General features: G+C 35.1%; 24 protein-coding genes. 8 read left to right on the forward strand and 16 right to left on the reverse strand.

The features are described from left to right. Nucleotides 1-49: 49 nt before the first annotated feature. From ytpR to MHB75_RS08105, 5 genes are all read right to left on the reverse strand, one after another. Nucleotides 50-661, reverse strand: a complete 612-nt coding sequence (gene ytpR / locus MHB75_RS08085) for a YtpR family tRNA-binding protein (protein WP_340997002.1) — start codon at nucleotides 659-661, stop codon at nucleotides 50-52. 3 nt (nucleotides 662-664) lie between these two features. Next, nucleotides 665-1,474 (reverse strand): DUF1444 family protein, encoded by an 810-nt coding sequence (locus MHB75_RS08090; RefSeq protein ID WP_340997004.1) that lies wholly within the window; start codon nucleotides 1,472-1,474, stop codon nucleotides 665-667. A 12-nt stretch (nucleotides 1,475-1,486) separates the two neighbouring features. After that, a complete protein-coding gene (locus MHB75_RS08095; protein WP_141273777.1) occupies nucleotides 1,487-1,798 on the reverse strand; it encodes a thioredoxin family protein in 312 nt (103 codons plus the stop codon). 67 nt (nucleotides 1,799-1,865) lie between these two features. Continuing rightward, nucleotides 1,866-2,408 (reverse strand): DUF84 family protein, encoded by a 543-nt coding sequence (locus tag MHB75_RS08100; protein ID WP_340997006.1) that lies wholly within the window; start codon nucleotides 2,406-2,408, stop codon nucleotides 1,866-1,868. A 61-nt stretch (nucleotides 2,409-2,469) separates the two neighbouring features. After that, on the reverse strand, nucleotides 2,470-3,543 hold the full coding sequence (locus MHB75_RS08105; protein ID WP_087680417.1) for a M42 family metallopeptidase: 1,074 nt from the start codon (nucleotides 3,541-3,543) through the stop codon (nucleotides 2,470-2,472). A gap of 173 nt (nucleotides 3,544-3,716) precedes the next feature. Between MHB75_RS08105 and MHB75_RS08110 the strand changes: the two genes are divergently transcribed. After that, complete coding sequence (locus tag MHB75_RS08110; RefSeq protein ID WP_141273779.1) at nucleotides 3,717-4,034, forward strand: hypothetical protein; 318 nt, start codon at nucleotides 3,717-3,719, stop codon at nucleotides 4,032-4,034. Nucleotides 4,035-4,149: 115 nt separating this feature from the next. On the opposite strand, the gene MHB75_RS08115 is transcribed toward MHB75_RS08110, so the two are convergent. The 7 genes from MHB75_RS08115 to MHB75_RS08145 form a co-directional block, all read right to left on the reverse strand. Next, nucleotides 4,150-5,010 (reverse strand): YtnP family quorum-quenching lactonase, encoded by an 861-nt coding sequence (locus tag MHB75_RS08115; protein WP_340997010.1) that lies wholly within the window; start codon nucleotides 5,008-5,010, stop codon nucleotides 4,150-4,152. A gap of 80 nt (nucleotides 5,011-5,090) precedes the next feature. Then, nucleotides 5,091-5,708, reverse strand: coding sequence for a hypothetical protein (locus tag MHB75_RS08120; protein ID WP_340997012.1), 618 nt, complete (start codon nucleotides 5,706-5,708; stop codon nucleotides 5,091-5,093). Nucleotides 5,709-5,788: 80 nt separating this feature from the next. Continuing rightward, nucleotides 5,789-6,442, reverse strand: a complete 654-nt coding sequence (gene trmB, locus MHB75_RS08125; protein WP_340997015.1) for a tRNA (guanosine(46)-N7)-methyltransferase TrmB — start codon at nucleotides 6,440-6,442, stop codon at nucleotides 5,789-5,791. A gap of 58 nt (nucleotides 6,443-6,500) precedes the next feature. After that, nucleotides 6,501-7,415 (reverse strand): diacylglycerol/lipid kinase family protein, encoded by a 915-nt coding sequence (locus tag MHB75_RS08130; RefSeq protein ID WP_340997018.1) that lies wholly within the window; start codon nucleotides 7,413-7,415, stop codon nucleotides 6,501-6,503. A 2-nt stretch (nucleotides 7,416-7,417) separates the two neighbouring features. Further along, complete coding sequence (locus MHB75_RS08135) at nucleotides 7,418-8,404, reverse strand: NERD domain-containing protein (RefSeq protein WP_340997020.1); 987 nt, start codon at nucleotides 8,402-8,404, stop codon at nucleotides 7,418-7,420. 82 nt (nucleotides 8,405-8,486) lie between these two features. Beyond that, nucleotides 8,487-9,335, reverse strand: a complete 849-nt coding sequence (dat, locus tag MHB75_RS08140) for a D-amino-acid transaminase (RefSeq protein WP_340997022.1) — start codon at nucleotides 9,333-9,335, stop codon at nucleotides 8,487-8,489. Nucleotides 9,336-9,512: 177 nt separating this feature from the next. Next, the gene (locus MHB75_RS08145; RefSeq protein WP_340997025.1) at nucleotides 9,513-11,858 is read right to left on the reverse strand and encodes a hypothetical protein; all 2,346 of its coding nucleotides are present in this window, start codon (nucleotides 11,856-11,858) and stop codon (nucleotides 9,513-9,515) included. A 570-nt stretch (nucleotides 11,859-12,428) separates the two neighbouring features. On the opposite strand from MHB75_RS08145, the gene MHB75_RS08150 reads away from it, so the two are divergent. After that, nucleotides 12,429-12,650 carry a DeoR family transcriptional regulator gene (locus MHB75_RS08150; protein ID WP_068451771.1) on the forward strand — a complete coding sequence of 74 codons (222 nt, stop codon included), beginning with the start codon at nucleotides 12,429-12,431 and terminating at the stop codon, nucleotides 12,648-12,650. Between the two features lie 150 nt (nucleotides 12,651-12,800). Here the strand turns inward: MHB75_RS08150 and MHB75_RS08155 are convergent, their stop codons facing one another. Then, entirely contained in the window at nucleotides 12,801-13,514 is a 714-nt protein-coding gene (locus tag MHB75_RS08155) for a pseudouridine synthase (protein WP_340997026.1), read from the reverse strand. Nucleotides 13,515-13,522: 8 nt separating this feature from the next. Next, the gene (locus MHB75_RS08160) at nucleotides 13,523-15,133 is read right to left on the reverse strand and encodes a putative polysaccharide biosynthesis protein (protein WP_340997027.1); all 1,611 of its coding nucleotides are present in this window, start codon (nucleotides 15,131-15,133) and stop codon (nucleotides 13,523-13,525) included. 126 nt (nucleotides 15,134-15,259) lie between these two features. Here MHB75_RS08160 and MHB75_RS08165 point away from each other — a divergent pair, with 126 nt between their 5' ends. The 3 genes from MHB75_RS08165 (at nucleotide 15,260) to MHB75_RS08175 (ending at nucleotide 18,611) form a co-directional block, all read left to right on the forward strand. Beyond that, nucleotides 15,260-16,525, forward strand: coding sequence for a BaiN/RdsA family NAD(P)/FAD-dependent oxidoreductase (locus MHB75_RS08165; protein ID WP_141273788.1), 1,266 nt, complete (start codon nucleotides 15,260-15,262; stop codon nucleotides 16,523-16,525). 182 nt (nucleotides 16,526-16,707) lie between these two features. Further along, nucleotides 16,708-17,928 carry a GGDEF domain-containing protein gene (locus tag MHB75_RS08170; protein WP_340997029.1) on the forward strand — a complete coding sequence of 407 codons (1,221 nt, stop codon included), beginning with the start codon at nucleotides 16,708-16,710 and terminating at the stop codon, nucleotides 17,926-17,928. A 62-nt stretch (nucleotides 17,929-17,990) separates the two neighbouring features. Further along, nucleotides 17,991-18,611, forward strand: a complete 621-nt coding sequence (locus MHB75_RS08175) for a glucosaminidase domain-containing protein (RefSeq protein ID WP_340997031.1) — start codon at nucleotides 17,991-17,993, stop codon at nucleotides 18,609-18,611. Between the two features lie 79 nt (nucleotides 18,612-18,690). Here MHB75_RS08175 and MHB75_RS08180 read toward each other — a convergent pair whose 3' ends face one another. Both MHB75_RS08180 and MHB75_RS08185 read right to left on the reverse strand, forming a co-directional pair. Continuing rightward, on the reverse strand, nucleotides 18,691-18,978 hold the full coding sequence (locus MHB75_RS08180; protein WP_340997034.1) for a hypothetical protein: 288 nt from the start codon (nucleotides 18,976-18,978) through the stop codon (nucleotides 18,691-18,693). 128 nt (nucleotides 18,979-19,106) lie between these two features. Continuing rightward, nucleotides 19,107-19,730 (reverse strand): Bax inhibitor-1/YccA family protein, encoded by a 624-nt coding sequence (locus MHB75_RS08185; RefSeq protein ID WP_340997036.1) that lies wholly within the window; start codon nucleotides 19,728-19,730, stop codon nucleotides 19,107-19,109. A 100-nt stretch (nucleotides 19,731-19,830) separates the two neighbouring features. On the opposite strand from MHB75_RS08185, the gene MHB75_RS08190 reads away from it, so the two are divergent. The 3 genes from MHB75_RS08190 (at nucleotide 19,831) to MHB75_RS08200 (ending at nucleotide 22,545) form a co-directional block, all read left to right on the forward strand. After that, complete coding sequence (locus MHB75_RS08190) at nucleotides 19,831-20,754, forward strand: ketopantoate reductase family protein (protein ID WP_445667000.1); 924 nt, start codon at nucleotides 19,831-19,833, stop codon at nucleotides 20,752-20,754. 121 nt (nucleotides 20,755-20,875) lie between these two features. Continuing rightward, nucleotides 20,876-22,150: a dicarboxylate/amino acid:cation symporter gene (locus MHB75_RS08195; protein ID WP_340997040.1), complete on the forward strand. Its 1,275-nt coding sequence runs from the start codon at nucleotides 20,876-20,878 to the stop codon at nucleotides 22,148-22,150. Between the two features lie 95 nt (nucleotides 22,151-22,245). After that, nucleotides 22,246-22,545, forward strand: coding sequence for a hypothetical protein (locus MHB75_RS08200; RefSeq protein WP_068451745.1), 300 nt, complete (start codon nucleotides 22,246-22,248; stop codon nucleotides 22,543-22,545). Nucleotides 22,546-22,587 lie beyond the last annotated feature (42 nt).

Raw genomic sequence — 22,587 nt, forward strand, 5'->3', positions numbered from 1 at the left:
TTATATACAAAAAGAGATTACACATGTGCATAATCCCTCTTTTTTCACTTTATGCTTTAAAAGCAGTACCTACTTGTGCGCTGTCTTCTAAAACTAAAATTCCTTTTACTTGTGGGGCATTTGGAATTGCTAATTCACGAGCCGAACAAAGCATACCAAACGAATCAACACCACGTAGTGCAGATTCTTTAATTACCATACCTGTTGGCATCACTGCACCGACTTTTGCGACAACAACTTTTTGGTTTTGTGCAACATTTGGTGCGCCGCATACGATTTGAAGTGGTTCTGCTTCCCCTACATCTACTTTTGTAATGTGTAATTTATCAGCGTTTGGATGTTTTTCAATTTCAAGAATATGACCAACAACGAATTTTGGTGAAAAATCAACATGTAAATCAATTTGTACATCTGCTTCTGTTAGTGCTTTTTCCAGTGATTGTACAAACTCTTTTGTAATATCGACATTCCCTACAACACCGTCTAAATCCATTTTTTCACTCGCATTAAATAAGTTGAAGCCCTTCACTTCTGAAGTAGCCTCTTCTGTTAAAACTGCGACGTCACCGCGACGTTCCACAATTGTTTTTACAGCTGGCTCTGTTGATAGTTCTACTAGTAACACGTCACCGACATGTTCTTTATTATATGATGCGATCATTGCTTATTCTTTCTCCTTTTCCACACTGTTTTTCGCCATAATGAATATTGGCTCTAATTTTTGGTTTTCGTAAATGAATGATAATGATGTGATGGGCACAGCACCTACTGAGAAGAAGTGCATCGTCATCTGTGCTAAAACATCATATCCTTCTTTATTTCGTATGTCTCCAATAATGAGTACATCTTGATGTGGTACAGAAACAGTCATATCACCTTCAACTTTATTCGCCATCTCTTGTAGGAAAGCTTCGTTTAAAATACGGCTTGCATCATATCCATCATTATGATTCAAGAAGTAAAATACATTGCCAGCGACTTCATCTTGTTTGACATCCGTTTTTAAAGAACGTACTTGAAAACGCGCCATTTCTTTTACTTGTGTCTCTGTTAAATTTAATTGACCGAGCATACTCTCATCAATTAGACGATACGTATTTCCTAAATCAAGCGCAAAAAAAATCGTCGTTTCAGCCGTATGCTTTTCTGTAATGAAAGGAATGCCGTCTTTTGTTTTTTTCGGGAATGAACCAGAGCGAATGGCTGGATAAATCGTAATATTTTGCCCAAATCCCTCTGCCTGTTCACGTAACATCGCTTCGAAAGTTTGTTCAATAATATATACGACCTCGTCAATCGCAGCTTCTTGACGTTGTTCGTACTTATTCAGTACATCGCCAAGCATTAAGTCCATACCTTTTTGTAACGCTCGATGTTCAATGCGTAGTTTATTCGTCTTCCCATCTAATTCCCACGCATACGTATCTTCACCTAAACGTTCTTTCAACGCTTGAATTAATTCAGGTGCTTTCATGTCATCACTCCATTATTGTGCAAGAAGAAATTCTTCAATTTCTTGTTGTGTTTTACGATCTTTTGATACAAAGCGACCTGTTTCTTGACCATCTTTGTAAGCGATAAAACTTGGAATACCGAAAATATCAAGTTCGATACATAAATCGATAAACTGATCACGATCTACTAATACAAATTCAAAATCGTTAAATTTTGTTTCCAAAGCTGGCATAAAGGGCTCAATAAAACGACAGTCTGGACACCAGTCTGCTGAAAATACAAAGACCGTTTTGCCTTGTGCTTTGATTGTTTCAAATTGCTCTACACTTTGTAATGTTTTCATTTTTCTAACCTCCGTATCAAATATAGGACTTCCTCATTCTAACTGTACCATCTATTCCTTTGCAACTCTACTGTTTCGACCAATAACGATACTGTCCTACTAACATTTCCACAATTGGTTCAAACATCTGTGCACGATCAATTAATCCATCTGTAAATACACCAATCGCACCTGCGTGTTGTCTCGTATCTTGTTCTTTTGTGTAACAGTCCATAATGGGTCCAAGCTCTTCGCCTGCGATTAATGCTTGAACGATTTCAAGTGGAAGCGGAATTTGCGCACCTGCTGCTGTATAAGTACGTTCCTTTGTTGCAAGAGCTGCCCAATTACATAAGTAGAGTTCTTTACCAATCCACTTCACACCGCCTTCTAACCCAAAGGCAAGGTCTGCTCTTGATGTCTGTAACGTCTGCTTTGCTCGATTAATCGCACCAAGACGCGTTTCTTCATCTGAAAAAGGTTGGGCGCTTACACCTGAGTCTACATCATAACCAGTGATACTTAAAATTTCGATGAGTGTACGATTGACTACTGTTTCCACTGCTTTTAATTTTGCTTTATTTTTTGTTCCTACTGCAATCTTCACATTCATCACTCCTACATCTTTCATGTAACTTGAAGAAATGAAAGAAGAAATCGCAACCGTTCACGACTTCTTCTTTCAAAATTATTTAACCATTTTGTTGGATTGTTTCCCATGTTGTGCGGTCTGCATTACGTACAAGTGTCACGATTAATTCTTTTGCTGCATCAATATCGTCTGTATGAATAATTGAAGCGTGTGTATGAATATAACGTGAACAAATACCAATAACAGAAGACGGTACACCATTATTTGAGATATGAACATTCCCTGCATCTGTACCACCTGGTGATACAAAATATTGATATGGAATATTGTTTGATTCTGCTGTATCTAAAATATATTCACGCATGCCTTTATGTGTCACCATCGTACGATCAAAAATACGTAATAATGCCCCTTTACCTAACTGACCAAATTGATTACGGTCACCTGTTACATCATTTGCTGGACTTGCATCAAGCGCAAAGAATAAATCTGGTTTAATCATATTAGCAGAAACTTTTGCACCGCGAAGCCCTACTTCTTCCATTACATTCGCGCCTGAATATAATGTATTTGGTAATTTTTCATCTTTTACTTCTTTTAGAAGTTCAATTGCTAAACCACAGCCATAGCGATTATCCCACGCTTTTGCCATGATTTTTTTTGGATTTGCCATTTGAACAAATTGACTTGTTGGAATAATCGATTGACCTGGTTTAATACCCATCGACATTGCATCATCTTTATCATCTGCACCGACATCAATTAACATATTTTTAATTTCTGTCGGTTTTTTTGCCATCTCAGGTGTTAACAAATGTGGTGGTACCGAACTAATAACACCCGGAATCACACCTTGGTCGCCGTAAATATCAACGCGCTGTGCAAGCATCACTTGATTTGACCAACCACCTAATGGTTGGAAACGAATCATACCGTTATCTGTAATTTGTGTTACCATGAACGCTACTTCATCCATATGTCCTGCTACTAAAATACGTGGCCCGTTCTCGTCACCCTTTTTTAATCCGAAAATCCCACCTAATTGATCTTGTACAATCTCATCAGCATACTTTGATAATTCCTCACGCATAAAAGCTCGAACTGCATGTTCATTACCAGGTGCACCTGGTAACTCTGTTAATGTTTTAAATAATTGTAATGTGTCTTGATTCAATGAAATAGCCCCCTTAATTACATAAGCAATACCCTTATTTTAATATTAATATTTCCAAAAAACCACTGATAGTTTCGAAAACCGTAATATTCGATACTGTTTTTAATACCATAATTCCCCTTATTTATGTTACACTAACAAAGAATAGAACTAATAAGGGGGGTATTCAAATTATGAAAGCACGTGACTTTATAATTGGTGTTATTACAGGTGTAGCAGCTGCTTATGTCGTAAAAGAAGCGACGAAACGAGTGAATCCAAATCGCAATCCGAATGCCATTTTGGAAGAAATCAAGCAAGAGTTTAAAAAACAAGGACCAATCGATGGTTCGTGGATTTTCATGCAACCCGAAACATTCTATAAAGAAGATATTCCAATCTCTGTTTATAAGGGTGGAATTTCACGCATCGAAAATGGTGAAAGCGTAAACTTTGAATTTGCTGCTGATAGTAAGAGTGGCGTCATCGTTGACTTAGTACGCGTCGCATAATTTTTTATATGTAGCTGTTAGTCAACCTAACATTTTTACAAGGACACTCATGACTTCATGAGCGTCTTTTTTTATAACTAAAAAGAGAATGCGTAATTGCATTCTCACTTTAAAATTATTGAACTGGATTTTTCTCTGTTACAACAAGCTCGTCAATGACTTCCTTACCTGTTGGGTCCCATTTAATCAGACGCTTATGTGCATCATGGTAGAAGCTCACGAAGTAACCGTTCTCAAGAATTTCTGATACAAGCTCATCTTTTGCAAAAACAGATGTCATTGGATAATCATCATATGCCAGTACCCACAGTGGATTTTGATGTGCATGTGTTGGCATTAAATCAGCCATATGAATAATTGTCTCGCCATTTTGTGATAAACGAATAATTGCATGACCGTCACTATGTCCGCCTGTATGCACCATTTGAATACCTTCAGCGACATCTAATGTATCTTCGTACGTCTGTACTTGATGAACGATTGGCTCCCAGTTCTCTTTCCAATATGTGTTTTGTGACCGAATATTCGGATTACGCATCTCATCCCATTCTACTTGTGTTGTGTAGATTGTCGCATTTGGAAAAACTGGAACAAGTTTTTCACCTTCATATTTTGTTAAACCACATGCATGGTCAAAATGAAGATGTGTCATTAATACATAATCGATATCCGCAGGTGTTAAATTTAGTTTTGCTAAGTCTTCTTCAATATGTGATTGATCTGTTACACCGTAATTGCGTAGTTGTTTTTCTGTGAATTTGCCATTACCTACACCTGAATCAATTAAATAATTTTTACCATCATATTGGATTAAAATTGGATGTGTTGGTAATTCAATTTGATTTTTGTCATTCGCAGGGTATTTTCTAGACCATAATGGTTTTGGCACTACCCCAAACATCGCCCCACCATCTAAAAATGTAACACCACCATTTAGCCACGTTAATGTCATATCATGAAATTTGTAAGAATCCATCTATTTATCCCCCTTGTTACGATTCGACTTCACTTCTATATTTTACCATAAAAAGCTCGAAAAAGTAATTATTTTCTTTTTTAAGTCGTGAAACCATCATTTTTCTTCGGGGAACGATAGCGTAAAAAGGCTTTTGCTTGAATGATAGACTTCTCAATACAGCGCTCAATTGCACAATCCTCTTGTATCTCTTTTACGAGTAGTTTCACTAACTTCGCCTGATTTTCTAGAATAACCTGTAATTCTGGTGTCATCTGAGAAAGTTCAATATTTTCTACTAAATAATATGTTTTAGTGCATAAATTTCTCATCAACATCTCATCATAGGCATGTTTCTCCATAATTTTACGTTTCCAAGCGTGTACATAATCTGTTAAAAAGCACGCCACAACAAAACGTTCTTTTCTTGTAAAGCGATCTAAAATCATTAAATACATTTCGGTTTTTTCAATTTCTTGAATACAAAAAATATTCACCGTATGAGAAAAAGTTTTAATATGATCGATGATGAGACATTCTTCTTGACTAATTAATAGTAACCAATGATTAAAAACTGCTGCCCATGTATCCACTTCTGAATGAGTCAGATTAAATGCCGGTTGTAATTCGTGATAGTCTTGTGAATACTGTTGGAATTCTTCGACCAATATAGGATCAATCATGAATAGACTATGCTCTACTGATAGTTCCCTATACATCACTAACGCCTCCAGTTCGATAACAATCGCCTAAAAAAAAATAGATAACGTATTTATCACGTTACCTATTTTCTGTGTATTTAATCTTTTTTTGTGATAAATTGTGCTTCCACACGATAAATCGGTTGACCTTTTGCAGAGAATTTTTCTTCATACTCTGTCATAATATTATCTGCTGGGTTATCCGCATGTAAATCAAGTGACACAAGTTTTAACTTCATGCCATAGTCTGTCATACTAATTAATGAATATTCAAATAAACCACGATTATCCGTTTTAAAATGAATTTCACCATTATCTACTAATACCGCTTCGTATAATTTTAAGAAACCTTCATGTGTTAAACGACGTTTTGCATGACGAGATTTTGGCCATGGATCTGAGAAATTCAGGTATAAACGATCTACATCATTTTTTGAAAAATACTTTTCTAAATCTGCACCATTTACACGCAGTAAACGTAAATTCGATGGTGAACCTGCATCTAATGCTTTCTCACAAGCTTTCATCATAACGCTATCAAATAATTCGATACCAATATAATTCACCTCTGGATTAGCAAGCGCCATTCCTGTAACGAATTGTCCTTTACCTGTTCCTACTTCGATGTGTAGCGGATGGTCATTGCCAAATAATTCATTCCAGCGTCCACGATAATTTTCTGGGTTTTGTACAACTATTTCCGGATGCGCATCTAAAAATTGTGGCGCATTTGGATTATTTCTAAGTCTCAAGCGTGTTTCCTCATTTCTTTTTTACTTATCATCTGTTCATTTTAAAGAAACTATTCATTTAGTCAAGTGTGTTCACCGCTAATTGCCATTCATGCGGCATAATTTCGTAGTGGATTGTTTCACCGTACACAGTTTTGTCAATAAATTCACCATCAACATGTCCATATACTTCACCGTGAATTGTCACGTCAAAAGAAGTTGCTTGCATCTGCTGTACCGCTTTAAACCGTGTATGTTTTCCAAAAAAGACTGTCCCAAAAATCAATAATAATTTCCACTTCGCAATATTATATACAATTGTTAGTTCAAGTAAATGATCATCTGTCTTAGATTGAGGTGAAATTTTCATTCCTCCACCAAAATAAGGTTGATTACTTACTACGACAAAATAACATGATGTGTAAGTTTTTTCATTGTTTATTGTAAGATCAAATGGTGTAAAACGGATTAGTTCTTGAAAAACAATCCAAGCATAAGCTACTTTACCAAGAGAGAACCGATTCAATAGCTTTTTCAACTTAGATTGATTCGTACGATATGTGACAAGCGCATCAAAGCCAAATCCACCATTATTAATAAAAAGAGACTGTTTCATTCCTTTTATGAGTTTTCCTAAATCCATCGGAACGACTTCATGGCGCAAAAGAAATTGTTCAATCTGCTGTGCATTTTTAAACGTTGGATAAGCTCGACTAAAATCATTACCTGAACCGCCTTTTACCATACCGACAATTGCATGAGAATGGGCATGTGTACCTTCAACTACTTCATGCATCGTCCCATCCCCACCAATTGCAATAAATAATATTTTCCGCTTATCTACCACATACTTTTCAACAATCTCCGCTGCATGTCCTGTGTAAGCAGTTCTCTCTAGCGTAACAGGAACCGTTAATTCTTTCATAATTTTTTCGCATTGTTTTTTAGCACGACCATGCCCTGCTTGTTCATTCACAATAATGACAACTTCCATAGCTATTCCCCATCTGTAAACCATTCTGCACGCATAAATGACGTTGTTTGCATATGGTCTAGTAATAATTGTGCTGCTCTAAATTGCGTGTGTTTCATCGGTGAGCGATGATTTTTTAATTGCTCAAACCACTGGTCATAATGTCTTCGATCAATAAACTGCACTCCATACGAAGAACCTGGATAATCAATATATCCTCGTCTTGATAAAACAACTTTTTTAATACCTAGATGTAAATCATGGCGTTCAAAAAAGGGCTTTAAAAGACTTTCCATTCGATTCAAACCAATTAACGGATTGACAATATTTTTTGTTCGTTCACCAATTCGTTTCACCCAAAAGCGATCTGTGTTAATACCAGAGAATGTCGCACGTTCTTCCGCATCAATCACTTGAATACAGTAACAATCTGTTGGTGTCAAAATCAAAATACCCAGTTCTACAGGTGCTTTTTTCACAAGCAGAATTGGTTCATATAATACAAAAAAAGTATCTGGTAACTGTTGTAATAATTCTTTTAAAAATCCATCTCTTTGATAGCGCGAATCAATATTGGATTTTTCACGCATCGTCGTACTCGCCCAGTTTAGTTGAAAACCAAACAACTGGTCCAAATACATGCGACGTAAATCTTGAATGGTCTGCGGACGGTACAATAGGTTCGGCTCAAAAGCAAAGCCAATATCTTTTTCCTCTTCTTGTTTTGGTTTTTCAAAAATTTCCTCTTCATGATCATCATATTCAAAATCTTGTTTTCGTTTTTTAAACGGATTTAATTTTTTGAAAAATTTTTTAGGTGCCGATTCATCATCTTCCCAAAGAATTTCTTCCTCTTCTTCCCATGTCTCTTCAAAAAGTGGTTTCGTTTCCCACTCTTTTTTCATGCGTTCCCACTTCGCCTGTTTCATTCGAATATACTGTGTTGGATAACGCGTCGCATCAACTTGATATCTCGAGATATAGTCTTGTAATTTAATAAGTTGTGCCATGTTGTTCTCTCCTTAACATTCATCCATTCATTTCTAAAAAAGAGATTGTCCTGCTATTTATTTCGGACAACCTCTCATATATTTACATCATAACTGCTGTTTTTACTTTTAATTCAAATGCTTGCTGTAGACGTCTCGTCCATTCACCTGGTAAACCACCTGCAATGGGGCGACAATCTACTTCAATAATGGGTGTCACTTCAGAAGTAGTCGATGTAAGTAATAATTCATCCATTTCTAGAGCTTGTTCACAAGTCATCGCTTCTTCTACAACAGGTAGACCGATTTCTTCGCAGCATTGAATTAATACATGACGCGTAATGCCATTCAAAATATAATTATTGACCGGATGTGTATAAAGTACCCCATCTTTAATACCAAAAATATTCGAAGAAGAACCTTCTGTAATGACACCATTACGATGTAAAATCGCTTCATAGCAACCTTGCTCATGTGCTTTTTGCTTTGACAATACAGCGCCGAGTAAATTAAGTGATTTAATATCGCAACGTAACCAACGAATGTCCTCATCAAAAATTGCTCTAACACCACGTTGTAAATTTTGTAGAGGTCTATCACCTTGTTGCGTATATGCGACAAATGTTGGAGCTACATCACTCGGGAAAAAATGTGTACGACTTGCTACACCACGTGTAATTTGCATATACACATGCCCTTCTTCTAACTCATTTTCTTCAACTAAGTCATATAACATTTTGTGTAGTAAATCTTTTGTATAAGGAATAACGATTTGTAATTTTTCAGCGCATGTATAAAAACGGTCGATATGTTCTTTAATTGTGAACAACGAGCCATTATAAACTTTAATCACTTCATAAATTCCGTCACCAAACTGAAAACCGCGATCTTCTATGTGAATCTGTGCATCTTCAGCTTGTATCATTTGATTATTTAATAAAATTGTACGCAAAACTTTCCACTTCCTCATTTCTGTCTTCTTAGTTATTATGACAAATAATTTGATTTTGTGAAAGATACGATTCGAATCATCTCTAAATGCTGTATAAAAAATAAGTAACCAACACAAAACCGAACATGTTATGGATGCCAGTTGTTCATATATGTTCGGTTCTTGTATGTGTCAATTCTATTGTTTTATAATCGTTACCTTTTTCGGATTTGTATAAACTAAATATTGATCAGAAATTCGAATAAAATATTCATCTAAATCTTTTCCTATATTTGTTTCTAACGCGCGAATCGCTTCTTCATCAAGTCGATCATAGATAATTTCATACTCCTCTGCGTTCACATTATTACGCCAAGGAAGAAATTGCATTGCTCTTCCGACATTTTCAAATGTATTATGTTCATAACGTGGCGCATAAGAACCACTCGACAGAATACCTCTTTTTCCAGATTGTCCTACTGCAATATTTTTAAAATAATTTTGTGAAATAATTGGTCCATCCCAATTCATCGCACGAATTACATCATTACGAATGTCCATAAATATATTATTTTGGATGACAATGCCTTTATGAGGTTTTGATTCATAATGTACTCCTTTGATTATGCCTTCTCCTGAATATTTGTGCGTGCCAATTGCACGGTCAATATTTTTAAAAGTAGAGTCTTGAATTGTCACCCGGTTTACAGGGGTACGGTCAAAACTACTCCATTCAGAATTAAATCCTTTCGTTGCTCGGTCAGGTGTATCAATGTTAATTGCTTCTTTCACCATATTTTCAGAAGGAGTAGAGTCTTCAAATGTACACGCATCAATTAATACATCTTGAGAAGCATCTAATTCAATAAAATGCCCAGAATTCATATTACGAAAATCGATATTTTTAAATACCACATTATTTGTATGTGCCATAATTACACCAAAACTAAAATATTTATGCTGCAAATCAATTGTTGCACGTCCTTGTGAATAAATCTTAATATTTTGAGAACCATCATACTCTCGGACACTAGCTTTTTTATTTGCTTTAGATGGTGGAACTAATTGGAATATCGAATTAGATAGCGGCATTGTTGTTGCATCTGTTTCTAATGCTTTTTTTAAAATAACACCATCTTCTAATTCTACTGTCACATTCGATGGTATAAATAATGTATTCGTAAGCATATACGTACCCTTCTCAATATAAACTGTTCCTCCGTTTTGCTTTTCTAATTGTTCAAAAATCGAACGTAAAACATAATAATCCTTTGTCATTGATGTGTAAGAAGGTCTTAATTCATACGTACGATTTAATGGCTTTGTATCATGATTCACATGATAAACGTCTTTTTGAAATTCTGCTTCATCCATAATTTCTGCTTTATTTCCCGTTTGATTATAGCTACCTGAAGGTAAAATGATGATATTTTGCTTTACTTGTCTTGCTTTGTTTGTTAATAAATCACGTTTATTATCTAGTGTAAATGTATTTTTTGCAGCTGAAAGACCTAACTGTAAACTTTCAGATAATGTGCGGAATGCAACCATTTGATTTGAACGAATAAACATATTTTTTCGAATAACAGGTGTTTGAACTGCACGCAACTCAATTGTTGCGTTTGCCTTCCCCATAGTATCGTCAAACTGATTATGGTCAATAATTGGATTGGTCCAACCAACTAAGTATAGTGAAGTATTATTCATACGTTTTAATTGATTACTTTCAATTATTATTCCTGTTTGATGTGCTTTTTTGTTGTAAGTACTCGTTCTTACAGCCATGTATTGTGAATCGAATTGATTGTTTGATATGGTTACATACTGATTTGTTACTTGATCATGCTTAATCCATGCATAGTTCAAAACAGCCGCATGCTTCATTGCAGATTCTAATCGAATAGCAGGTGTTGTCGTTTGTTTTGTAGCATATAAAAAATGATTATTTTCAATATTTTGCTTCGTTGAACCTATTATATGAATGAATGTGCCTTTATGATTATTTCTAAATTGAATACCTGTTATACGCACATTATTTGTATGAGCACTCACAATCCCCTGTGCTTTTTCAATTTTCCCTAAATCTATTGTTGCACTACCATACCCTTTAATTGTAATATTTTTACTTCCTGCATACCCATTCACCTGTTTACCTTTTTTAACGGTTTGAGAAGGCACAAGAAGGAATAGTGATTTACTTGCTTTAAAATTCGCTTTACCTGTTTGGTTATATTTTTGGACTTTCGTTCCATCTTTTAATTCAAGTGTTGTATTTGAAGGAATATATAAGTTATTTGAAATTTTATATGTTCCTTTTTTTAAAATAAGTTTACCTCCACCTTCTTTTTCAATACGTTCTAAATAACCTTTTAGTAGATAATAATGTTTAGTGTGCTGATTACTATTTTTAGTTTTAATAAGCGGTTTACTATTCGGTGTCACTTGATATGTTTTTGCTTGTGCAACTTCTCCACTTACAAGCACAACAAATGATAGAGTGAACACACAAAGAAAGATAGCGCGCCAATTGATGCGAATTGTCATCTGTCCTCTCCTTTATCATATTCATATATGCTCATTTCCTTATGTAAAAATACATGAAACATTTTACGAGAAAATCGAATTAAAGATAGATTAATAGTTTAAAGCTTTCATTATAACCCGTAAATATTGTCTCTACAACTTAAACTCTTATGGACTCTTTATCACTATTATATTTTACTTGTATTAAAATTATTGCAAACTATATTTATTTACAATGCTTTTCCACTATCCACACTATAATTGTTCGTTACAACATTAATTTTTACCTAAATTATACAATAAAATAACTTTTCTATCGTTAAAAATAGTATATTTACACCTATAAAACGTACATTAATTGAATGTAAACATATAATCGTACGCCTTTTACTGTAAAGCTATTGTAAAAAAAGCTTTTTCTATACTTTTTTATGGAAAAATAGTGCATAATCCGTTATAATATGATTGTCAGATAATACTGACGAAAAAACCGAAAAGGGAGATGTCTAAGGCAAAATAAATTTCGCCTACAGATCGCAATTTCTATCGTCCGCTAGTCTTGAGAATATAAGATGAAGGAGTGGTTCACCAATGAAACCAACAACTGATCGGATGCTTAACCGTATTAAAGATGTGTATAAATACATCCATGATAATGGAACTGTAACAACACAGGATTTAGTCGACGAATTCGGCATCACTCCTCGCACCATTCAAAGAGATTTGAATGTGTTAGCCTTTAATGACTTAGTTGAAAGTCCATCTAGAGGTAAATGGACAACGACGCGTAAAAAAGTGAAAATGACATCTTAGAAAGGTTACAATGAGTTTTATCTCACACTGACTCGTTGTATTGAGAAGCCAACAAGCCCTAAGAATAACATGCTGAGGCCAACTTCTCATATTACTCAAATCAACTATAATGAACTTGTAAAAAAAGAATGACCCTGCTGCGTCGCGAGGTCATTCTTTTTGTTTTAATTTTTCTACTTCTTCTGCTGTTAACTCTCGATATTCCCCTAACGCTAATTCATTATCTAATTCGAGCGGTCCCATCGACAAGCGCTTTAAGTATGTCACTGTTTTACCAACTGACTCGAACATACGCTTTACTTGATGAAACTTACCTTCTGAAATCTCGAGCTCAATTTCAGATTGTTCCCCAGCTTTTAAAATTTTTAGTTTTCCTGGTTTTGTATGATACCCATCTTCTAATGTCACGCCTTGTGAGAAAGCTTCAATATCAGCTTCGACTACTTCACCCTCAATTTGAGCATAATACACCTTTGGCACATGTTTTTTCGGAGACAAAAGATTATGTGATAATTGACCATCATTTGTAATGAGTAAAAAACCTTCTGTATCCTTATCTAAACGCCCAACAGGAAATGGTTTAAAATGTTGATGGAATGGATTTAATAAATCAATGACTGTTTGATCATACATATCTTCAGTTGCTGAAATAACGCCTGGTGGCTTGTTCATCATCAAGTAAATAAACTCTTGATAATGAACGCGCTCACCATAGACCATCACTTCTTGTTTTTCTGGATCGACATGTTTTGCTACATCTTTCGTAACAACACCATCTACTTTTACCGCTTGGCTTTTTAATAGTGCTTTCACTTCTTTACGAGAGCCAAAACCCATATTCGATAATAATTTATCTAAGCGCATATTTCCTCCTACATACCTAGTTTGCGTGCGATTTTCGTCACGCGACTACCTAATAATTTTTGTGCTAAACCGATACGCAGTGATAGATATCCATACACAGCTATACCTACAGAACCACAGACAATAATATAAATCATTGCTGTAAAGCGTGTTTCTACTTCAGGTAAAATGAATGATAACCCTTCGCGAGTTAGCCATACAATCAACGTCATAACCGCTGTTAAAATAACAATTAAAATAGAACGTCGAATGACCACTTGTGGTTTGTAATCTAATACTTTACTTAAAACAATTAAATTGATACCAATCGATACCATATAACCAATGGTTGTTGCTAAAATCGCACCATCTGCTTCTAACCATTGAATCAGTGGGATATTTATGGATAACTTCACTAAAATCCCTGTCAATAAACTTAAAATAATCCACTTTTGATAGTCAATTCCTTGTAACAATGCAGCCGTTACTTGGAAGAATGCGAATAAGATTGCTACTGGTGCATAATGAGCTAATACGCTCGCTCCCATTGCATCTGGTTCATATAACATCGTGTACACATCATACGATAAAATCGAAATACCTATGACTGCTGGAAGTGTAATAAATAATAGAATTTGATATGTCTTATCCACAGCATCAATCAATTCACCACGCTGTTTTTGCGTATAATAACGTGTAATTGTCGGTACGAGTGCCACTGAAAATCCCGTTGCTAACATAACAGGGATGATGACAATCTTATGTGTAGTAAAGTTCAACATGCCGAGAATATTATCTGAAATTTTCGCTAAACCAATACTCGACATCGCTTGGTTAAACGTGAACATATCAACTAATTGGAATAATGGGTTTGCAACCCCTACAAAAATGTAAGGAATCGAATACGTAATAACTTCTTTATAAATCTTTTTGTAGCTGAGTTCTCCGGACGGGATACTTTCAGCTAACTTCAAATCAAATTCCGGCTTCAATTTACGCCAGTAATAATATAAACATAATAAACCACCAATAGCTCCAATAAACGCTGAGAATACAGCGAATGATACTGCTGTTTGTGCCTGACCAGCAAACACATTCATTACTAAGAATGAGCCGACTAACAGCACAACAATTCGTACAATTTGTTCGACTAATTGTGATACTGCTGTTGGTGACATATGGTTATAACCTTGGAAGAATCCACGTAGCAAACTCATAAATGGTACTGCGATTAACGCAAAACTCACCCAACGAATCACACTTGCAATTTGTGGTACTGTGAAAATTTGATCATCGTCTTTAATAACCAATTCTGCAATCGGTGTTGCTAGGGCATACAATGCAATAAACGATAAAATACCAGTTCCAAGCATAATCATTAAACCCGACTTGACAAGTTTCCTACCCGACTCATAATCACCCATACTGTTATATTTAGCGACGAATTTCGAAACAGCTACAGGTGCTCCTGAAATCGCAATCGACAACATAATTGAATAAGGAATATATGCATAAGAATATAGTGTAACATTCTCTTGACCGATAATCGCGTAGAACGGGAATATGTATACAAGACCTAATACTTTTGATAAAAACATACCAATCGTAAGAATGGCAGTTCCCTTCATTAATGATGACATAAAATCCTTCCATTCTGTCCAAATCTAATAAAACCTAAACTATAGTTTACAACTCGATATACAATTACTCAAATAGTTTCTTCATTTCATGTATAATAAAATTAAAAAAGAAAGTGAGCTAGAAAAATGTATGATGTAATTGTAATTGGTGGCGGACCATCTGGACTAATGGCCGCAATCGCTGCTGGGTCTAAAGGTAAAAAAGTATTGTTGCTTGAAAAAGGTAAAAAGCTAGGACAGAAATTAGCAATTTCTGGAGGTGGTCGATGTAATGTGACAAACCGTCTACCTGTTGAGGAGATTGTTAAACATATTCCTGGTAACGGCCGCTTTCTTTATAGTCCTTTTACGGTATTTAATAACGAAGATATTATCGCATTCTTTGAAAATCTAGGTGTTGCTTTAAAAGAAGAAGATCACGGGCGCATGTTCCCTGTATCAAATCGCGCACTAGATGTTGTAGATGCGCTGTTACGCGAACTTGATCGTCTTCACGTTGAAGTACGCAAATTAACAAAAGTAAGTAAGTTACTCATGAACGATGAAAAAGTGATTGGCGTTCGTTTAGAAGATGGTACCGAAATCAAATCACAAGCAGTTATCGTAGCAGTTGGTGGTAAAGCTGTACCTCAAACTGGTTCAACAGGTGACGGTTATCCATGGGCTGAAAAAGCTGGACACACTATAACAGACCTCTATCCAACAGAAGTTCCCTTACTATCAAATGATGACTTTATCCAATCAAAAGAACTTCAAGGTTTAGCACTTCGCGATGCCGCTGTATCCGTTCTGAAAAAAAATGGTAAACCGATTGTAACACATACAATGGATATGCTTTTTACACATTTCGGTTTAAGTGGGCCGGCCATTCTTCGTTGTAGCCAATATGTTGTAAAAGAAATGAAAAAAAATGGACAGAAACCTGTTACGATGCGTATTGCATCATTACCAGAACATAATGCCGAATCCGCTTTTCAAACGCTCTTTAAATTAGCAAAAGACGAGCCAAAAAAAGCGCTAAAAAATGTCTGGAAAGGCATTGTTCCAGAGCGCTGGTTACTTTTTTTAATGCAACGTGCAAATATCGATGAAGCATTAACGGGAGCGGATTTATCTGCTGAGCAAACGCGCACGCTCGCACAATCACTTGTCGCATTCGACATGACTGTCTACGGTACACAACCAATTGAAAAAGCTTTTGTAACAGGTGGTGGTGTATCTACGAAAGAAATCGAACCAAAAACAATGGCTTCTAAGAAAAAACACGGTCTATTTTTCTGTGGCGAAATTTTAGACATACATGGTTACACAGGTGGTTATAATATTACTGCAGCTCTAGTCACAGGACATATTGCAGGTGATAGCGCAGCTTCTCTCTCATACCCTATCTAACGTTTTTTAAGTACGAGTCGTTTCCATACGATTCGTATTTTTTATGTCAAAATCTATTTCTGTCACAAATTTGTACGTTATATAGTATGAACATATTGTTTTTAATTCTTTTTAAGTACATAAATTCTATATTATGGTATTCTATAGGAATAAGTAAACAACTAAGAATTGGAGTGCATTGCATGAAAAAGTTATTTGCGAATTTATCACATTCGCCTCCAGCATCGATTTATATTCAACGTGAATTTGCCAAACAAAATATTAAAAGATTATTTCTTGTTTCGATATTTTCGTTATTTATGCTTTCCACTATTTTTTTTATTAACTTATATGCACACACAGATACTACATATAATTTTAAAGACTATAAAGGATATGTTATTTGTTACATTCTTATTATAGCACTTAATATTTTTACATTAATTTATGCTTTTAAACATCGAAGAAAACAGGCAATCTCGTTTGAACAAACTAAAAAGATCAATGCTATTATCTTTTTATACGTTTGGATTACCCTTTTGAGCAGTTGCTATATTTCAAATTATGACCAACAATTACATGGACAAATTGTGATTTACTTAGTCTATGATTTCTTATGTTCATGCGTTGTAATTATACCTCTCAGAAAAACGATGATTCCGATTTTATTTTGCACAATTTTACTTAGTATAGCTATTATTTTCAACTCAAACTTTATTACATCAGGACAATTTAATTTAATCTTATTACTATTAATTACTGTTTTAACGCTCTCTTTAAATTACTTAAATTATCATATTATGAAACAACACTTAGAGCAAAATCAACGTCTTGTTGAAGAAAAACAAGTATCAAAAATGTTAACAAAAGAACTTAGAGCTGCTGCTTATACAGATGAATTAACTAATTTATCAAATCGTCGCGGCTATTTACATCATTTAGATTATTTACAAACACAACTTCCTTGTAAAATGACCGTGCTCATGATTGATATTGATTGTTTTAAAAAATATAATGATTACTATGGACATGCGTATGGAGATATCGTACTTGCAAAAGTCGCTTCTACACTACATGATTTATGTACAGGTCCGAATCGATTTGCTTCACGTTGGGGTGGAGAAGAATTTTTAGTACTACTTCAAAATCATACAAAGAATGAAGTACATCGATTTTACAAGCAATTTTTAAACCGGATTAATTCATACCACATCCAACATGTAGCTTCTGAAACTGCCGATTATTTAACTTTTAGTATTGGTGGGAATTCACAGACTATTATACATGTAGATGATATGAATACTTGCATATTACATGCTGACGAAGCACAATATATGGTAAAACATTCAACAAAAAATGACTTTGTTTTAATGGAAAACGGGAAGATTATTTCTATGTCAGACTCTATTGCGCAATATCAATAAACGGAACTTTTTATGTTTATAAACGTTTTAATTGTAATCGCGTAAAATAAAAGGAGATCAACATGCGAAAAGCTTCACAATTACTCATTGGAATTATTATTGCTCTTAGTCTTTTTATTTTTTGTGTCGTGTTATTAGTTAAAACACTTATATTTAATAACGAAGCACAACCTAAACCAGTAGAATCAAAGAAAGTCGGTTACACAGAAAAAGAATTTATTAAAAAAATTGCACCAACTGCTCAAAAAATTGCAGACCGCTATGGTTTATACGCTTCTGTTATGATTGCACAAGCAACACTCGAAAGTAACTCCGGAAACAGTGAACTTGCTAGTGCACCCAATTATAATCTTTTTGGAATTAAAGGAACTTATAAAGGTAAAAGTGTTCTACTACCTACTCAAGAAGATGATGGTAAAGGGAATTTACGTACCATTGATGCTGCATTTCGAAAGTACAACTCTTACGAAGAGAGCATGAAAGATTATGCAACACTTTTAAAGAACGGCACTTCATGGAACAAGAAGTTTTATAAAAAAACATTCAAGTCTTCCGCTTCTACCTATCAAGAAGCAACAGAAGCATTAACAGGTAGTTATGCTACCGACACAAAGTATAATAAAAAATTAAATGCGATGATTCAGCAGTATAACTTACAAAAATATGATGAATCGAAGAACTAACTTTTATAAGCACAAAAGGAAGAAGAACCTCGCTCTATGCGGTGGTTCATCTTCCTTTTTATTTATGTATATACGCAAGCTAACTTAAAAATGTCTTTGAATAGCTATCAATTTGATTGAAAATCATGAATTCCGCCATTGTTTTAATCTGTTCAATTATCTTTTGATCGTCTGTCAAAGCTAATTCAAAGTCTTCTGCGTTCTTTTCAATCTGAATAACCCCATTTGATAAATCAACAGCTACAGATAAATACATCTGCTGATCAACCGTTACCTTCGCTTCTACTTTCTTTTTTTCTAAATCAATAAATGGATAATGATATGTAATCGTATTCTCTGTATTACTTTGTTTTTTTGAATTGATCATATGCTCTCCTCCACTTCTACAAACACACTATAAACACCCTTATTACACACAATAATGAAATCTATTAAAAAACGCAACTTTTTCATAGAAAAAAGCGAGTTGTCAGACCTATAACAACTCGCCTTTATTTAAAATGTGCGACGAATATTGTACACAAGACTTAATAGATATTGGAATAAGTTAATGAAATCTAAATATAAATTTAGTGCAATCATCGGTACATCTTCATCTTTAATTGGTTGTTTTGCAATTCGATTCATATCGAAAATTGTATAAACCGTAAATACAATGACCCCTAATGCACTAACGAAAATCCATACGACTGATGAAAATTTCACAAAAATCGCAATGATTGAGAATGCGATTAAACCAACTAATAAGATGAATAAGATACTTCCTTTATTCGTAAAGTCTCGTTTCGTATAATAACCATATAAACCAGCTGCGATGAAGATGATTGCGGTCGTTCCTAAAATGAGTAGGACCACTCCTCCACCTAATGCACCTAGATAAAAATTTAATGCACTATAAAATGTAATACCGACTAATGTTGCGACAATAATCGATATGAACCTTCCTAACCTTCTCATTGTACGACTAAACATCATCGCAATTAGTAAGATTAACGTCACAATACTAAGTGGTAATATAAAGACTTGTGGTAATACGGTTCCTATTAATAATCCAATAATTGTAAAAAACCATAAGACTGTGAAGAATTGTAGCACTTTATTGAATTGTTGTTTTTCCATCGGCGTTCGCCTCCATTACCTTACTTACTGTTTTTATACCCGATTTGTTTCATTTTTCAGCAAAAAATTTGTTATGATACGTTTATGACATAATTTAGGAGTGGGTCAATTGAAAATTCAACAAGTAGCAATCGTAGGACTTGGTGCACTCGGTGTACTGTATGCAGAACATTTTTCAAAACGATTACCAAAAGAACGCGTAGAAGTGATTGCAGACGCTAAACGTATTGAACGCTATAAACGCGACGGTATTTTTTGTAATGGCGAACCTTGTACATTTCATTATGTAACACCTGAACAAGCGACACCCGCAGATTTGGTTTTAATCGCCACAAAATTCGATGGTCTATCGGAAGCCATTGAGATGATTCATCCAATCGTACAAAAACAAACCATTATTCTCTCTGTATTAAATGGCATTATTAGTGAAGAAGAGATAGCAAAAGTTTTCGGTGTCAAACATACACTATATTGTGTTGCACAAGGTATGGATGCTTTAAAAACAGGCAACCATATGACTTATGTCAATAAAGGCTTACTTTGTATCGGAGCGGGCTTGGAAGGAATGGAACTTGAACGCCTACATACCGTTACAAACTTCTTCAACGAAACAGAATTCCCCTATGAAATCGATCCAAAAATGCGCCATCGCTTATGGGGGAAATTCATGTTAAATGTAGGTGTTAATCAAACTGTTGCTGCAATTGAAGGTACATTCCATGATGTTCAAATCGAAGGTGAAGCGCGCGAGATGATGGTTGACGCGATGCGTGAAGTCATTACGATTGGACAAGCTGAAGGAATTGCACTTTCGGAAAAAGACTTGAATTATTGGCTTGATATTTTAGCAACACTAAATCCAGATGGAAAACCTTCTATGGCACAAGATGTCGATGCAAAAAGAAAAAGTGAACTGCCACTTTTCGCAGGAACTATCCGAAAATTAGGTGCAAAACATCAAATTGCTACACCAACGAATAATAAACTTTATGAAATTATCCATGCAAAAGAATTAAATTATTAGTATGAAAGCACTTTCATTTCCTTTTGTTTTATTATAATATAACAGTAAGCATTATTTTTCTTTATATCATACATAGAGAATTGTAATGCTTATTTTATTTTTACATAAAGGGGATGAATGGATGAAATTAGCAAAACGTATTTTAATGGCACTTGCATTAGGGGCTATTGTAGGTGTTATCATTAACGCCTTTTTCCCGAGTATTTTTAAACCTTTAGATGGTTATCTATTTACACCACTTGGCACAATTTTCTTAAACTTAATTAAGATGGTGATTGTACCGCTTGTATTCTTCTCGATTGTGACAGGTGTTGCGAATATTGGTGATCCTAAAAAACTCGGCAGAATTGGTATTAAGACGATTACATTCTTTTTAACAACAACTGCTATCGCAATTACAATCGGAATTGTTTTAGCGCTGATTTTAAAACCAGGTCTTGCTGGAACGTTTCAAACAGATAATTTAAACTATGAACCAACAAAAGCACCGCCCGTATCAGAGACATTCCTCGGTATCATTCCAGTTAACCCAATTGCTGCAATGGCAGAAGGTGCAATGCTACAAATTATCTTCTTCGCTGTTTTCATCGGCTTTGCGATTAGCTATTTAGGTAAAAAAGTAGAGGGTATTGCAAAACTAATGGAACAAGGGAACGAAATTATGATGTTCTTAGTCAACCTTGTCATGAAGTTTGCACCATTTGGTACATTCGGTTTAATCGCCTCTGCAGTTGGTCAACTCGGATTTAGTGCATTAAAAGCAATGTTCTTATACATGCTGGTTGTATTGCTGGCACTTGCTGTCCACTTCTTCTTCGTTTACGGCGGTGCTATCAAGTTTTTAGCAAAGCGTAATCCAGTACAGGTAATTAAAACGTATTCTCCTGCAATGGCTGTATCGTTTAGTACATCAAGTAGTAGCGCTACACTACCTGTCGCTATGGAAATTGCGCAGAAAAAACTTGGCGTCCCTCGTTCAATTAGTTCATTCGTACAACCACTCGGTGCAACGATTAATATGGATGGAACTGCGATTATGCAAGGAGTTGCAACAATCTTTATTGCACAAGTTTTCTCGGTTGATTTATCCATTACAGCGCTAATTACAGTCGTATTAACAGCTGTACTCGCAAGTATTGGAACTGCTGCTGTTCCAGGCGCTGGTCTTATCATGCTTGCTATGGTATTAACAGCGGTTGGCTTACCTGTTGAAGGTATCGCTTTAATCATCGGTATTGATCGTCTACTCGATATGACACGTACTATGGTGAATTCAACAGGTGACCTAGCATGTACACTCTATGTAACAACAAGTGAAGAAAATAAAGGTGAAGTATTTGACGATGTTTACGAGTCTGAAGAAGATGATTTTGCAAAATCGCAAACGAAGAGTTAGAGAGAAAAATCGCGCTTTGGTGCGATTTTTTCTTTTCCTACTTGAAACAAAATCTAACGTAATTCGTATATGTACTAACGAAAGGATGGTTGTGTATGTTTTTTGTGACGACATTAATTGCTTTTTTATACGAAGCCTATCTCGCAATTCCGATTGTAGGGGGGGCTACAGTACTTGCTACTGGCTATGCAACTGTATGGGTTGCTCTTGTCATTCATGCAATTGTACTCATCGTTCGTATGGGGACAATCCAATCAAAAGTAGTTCCAATCATTGCGATTTTCTTAACTTGTTTCACATGGATTCCTATACTTGGATGGGGTATTCATCTATGTATCGCAATTCTTTACTTCATTGATTTATTGCTCGGGAAATATTCAATTCGTCGACTGTAATCATTTACTTCACAATCCGAAATATTTAGAATATAATGAAAA

Origin of the sequence: Kurthia sp. FSL E2-0154 (assembly GCF_038003625.1) — a bacterium.
GTDB classification, from domain to species: Bacteria; Bacillota; Bacilli; order Bacillales_A; family Planococcaceae; genus Kurthia; species Kurthia gibsonii.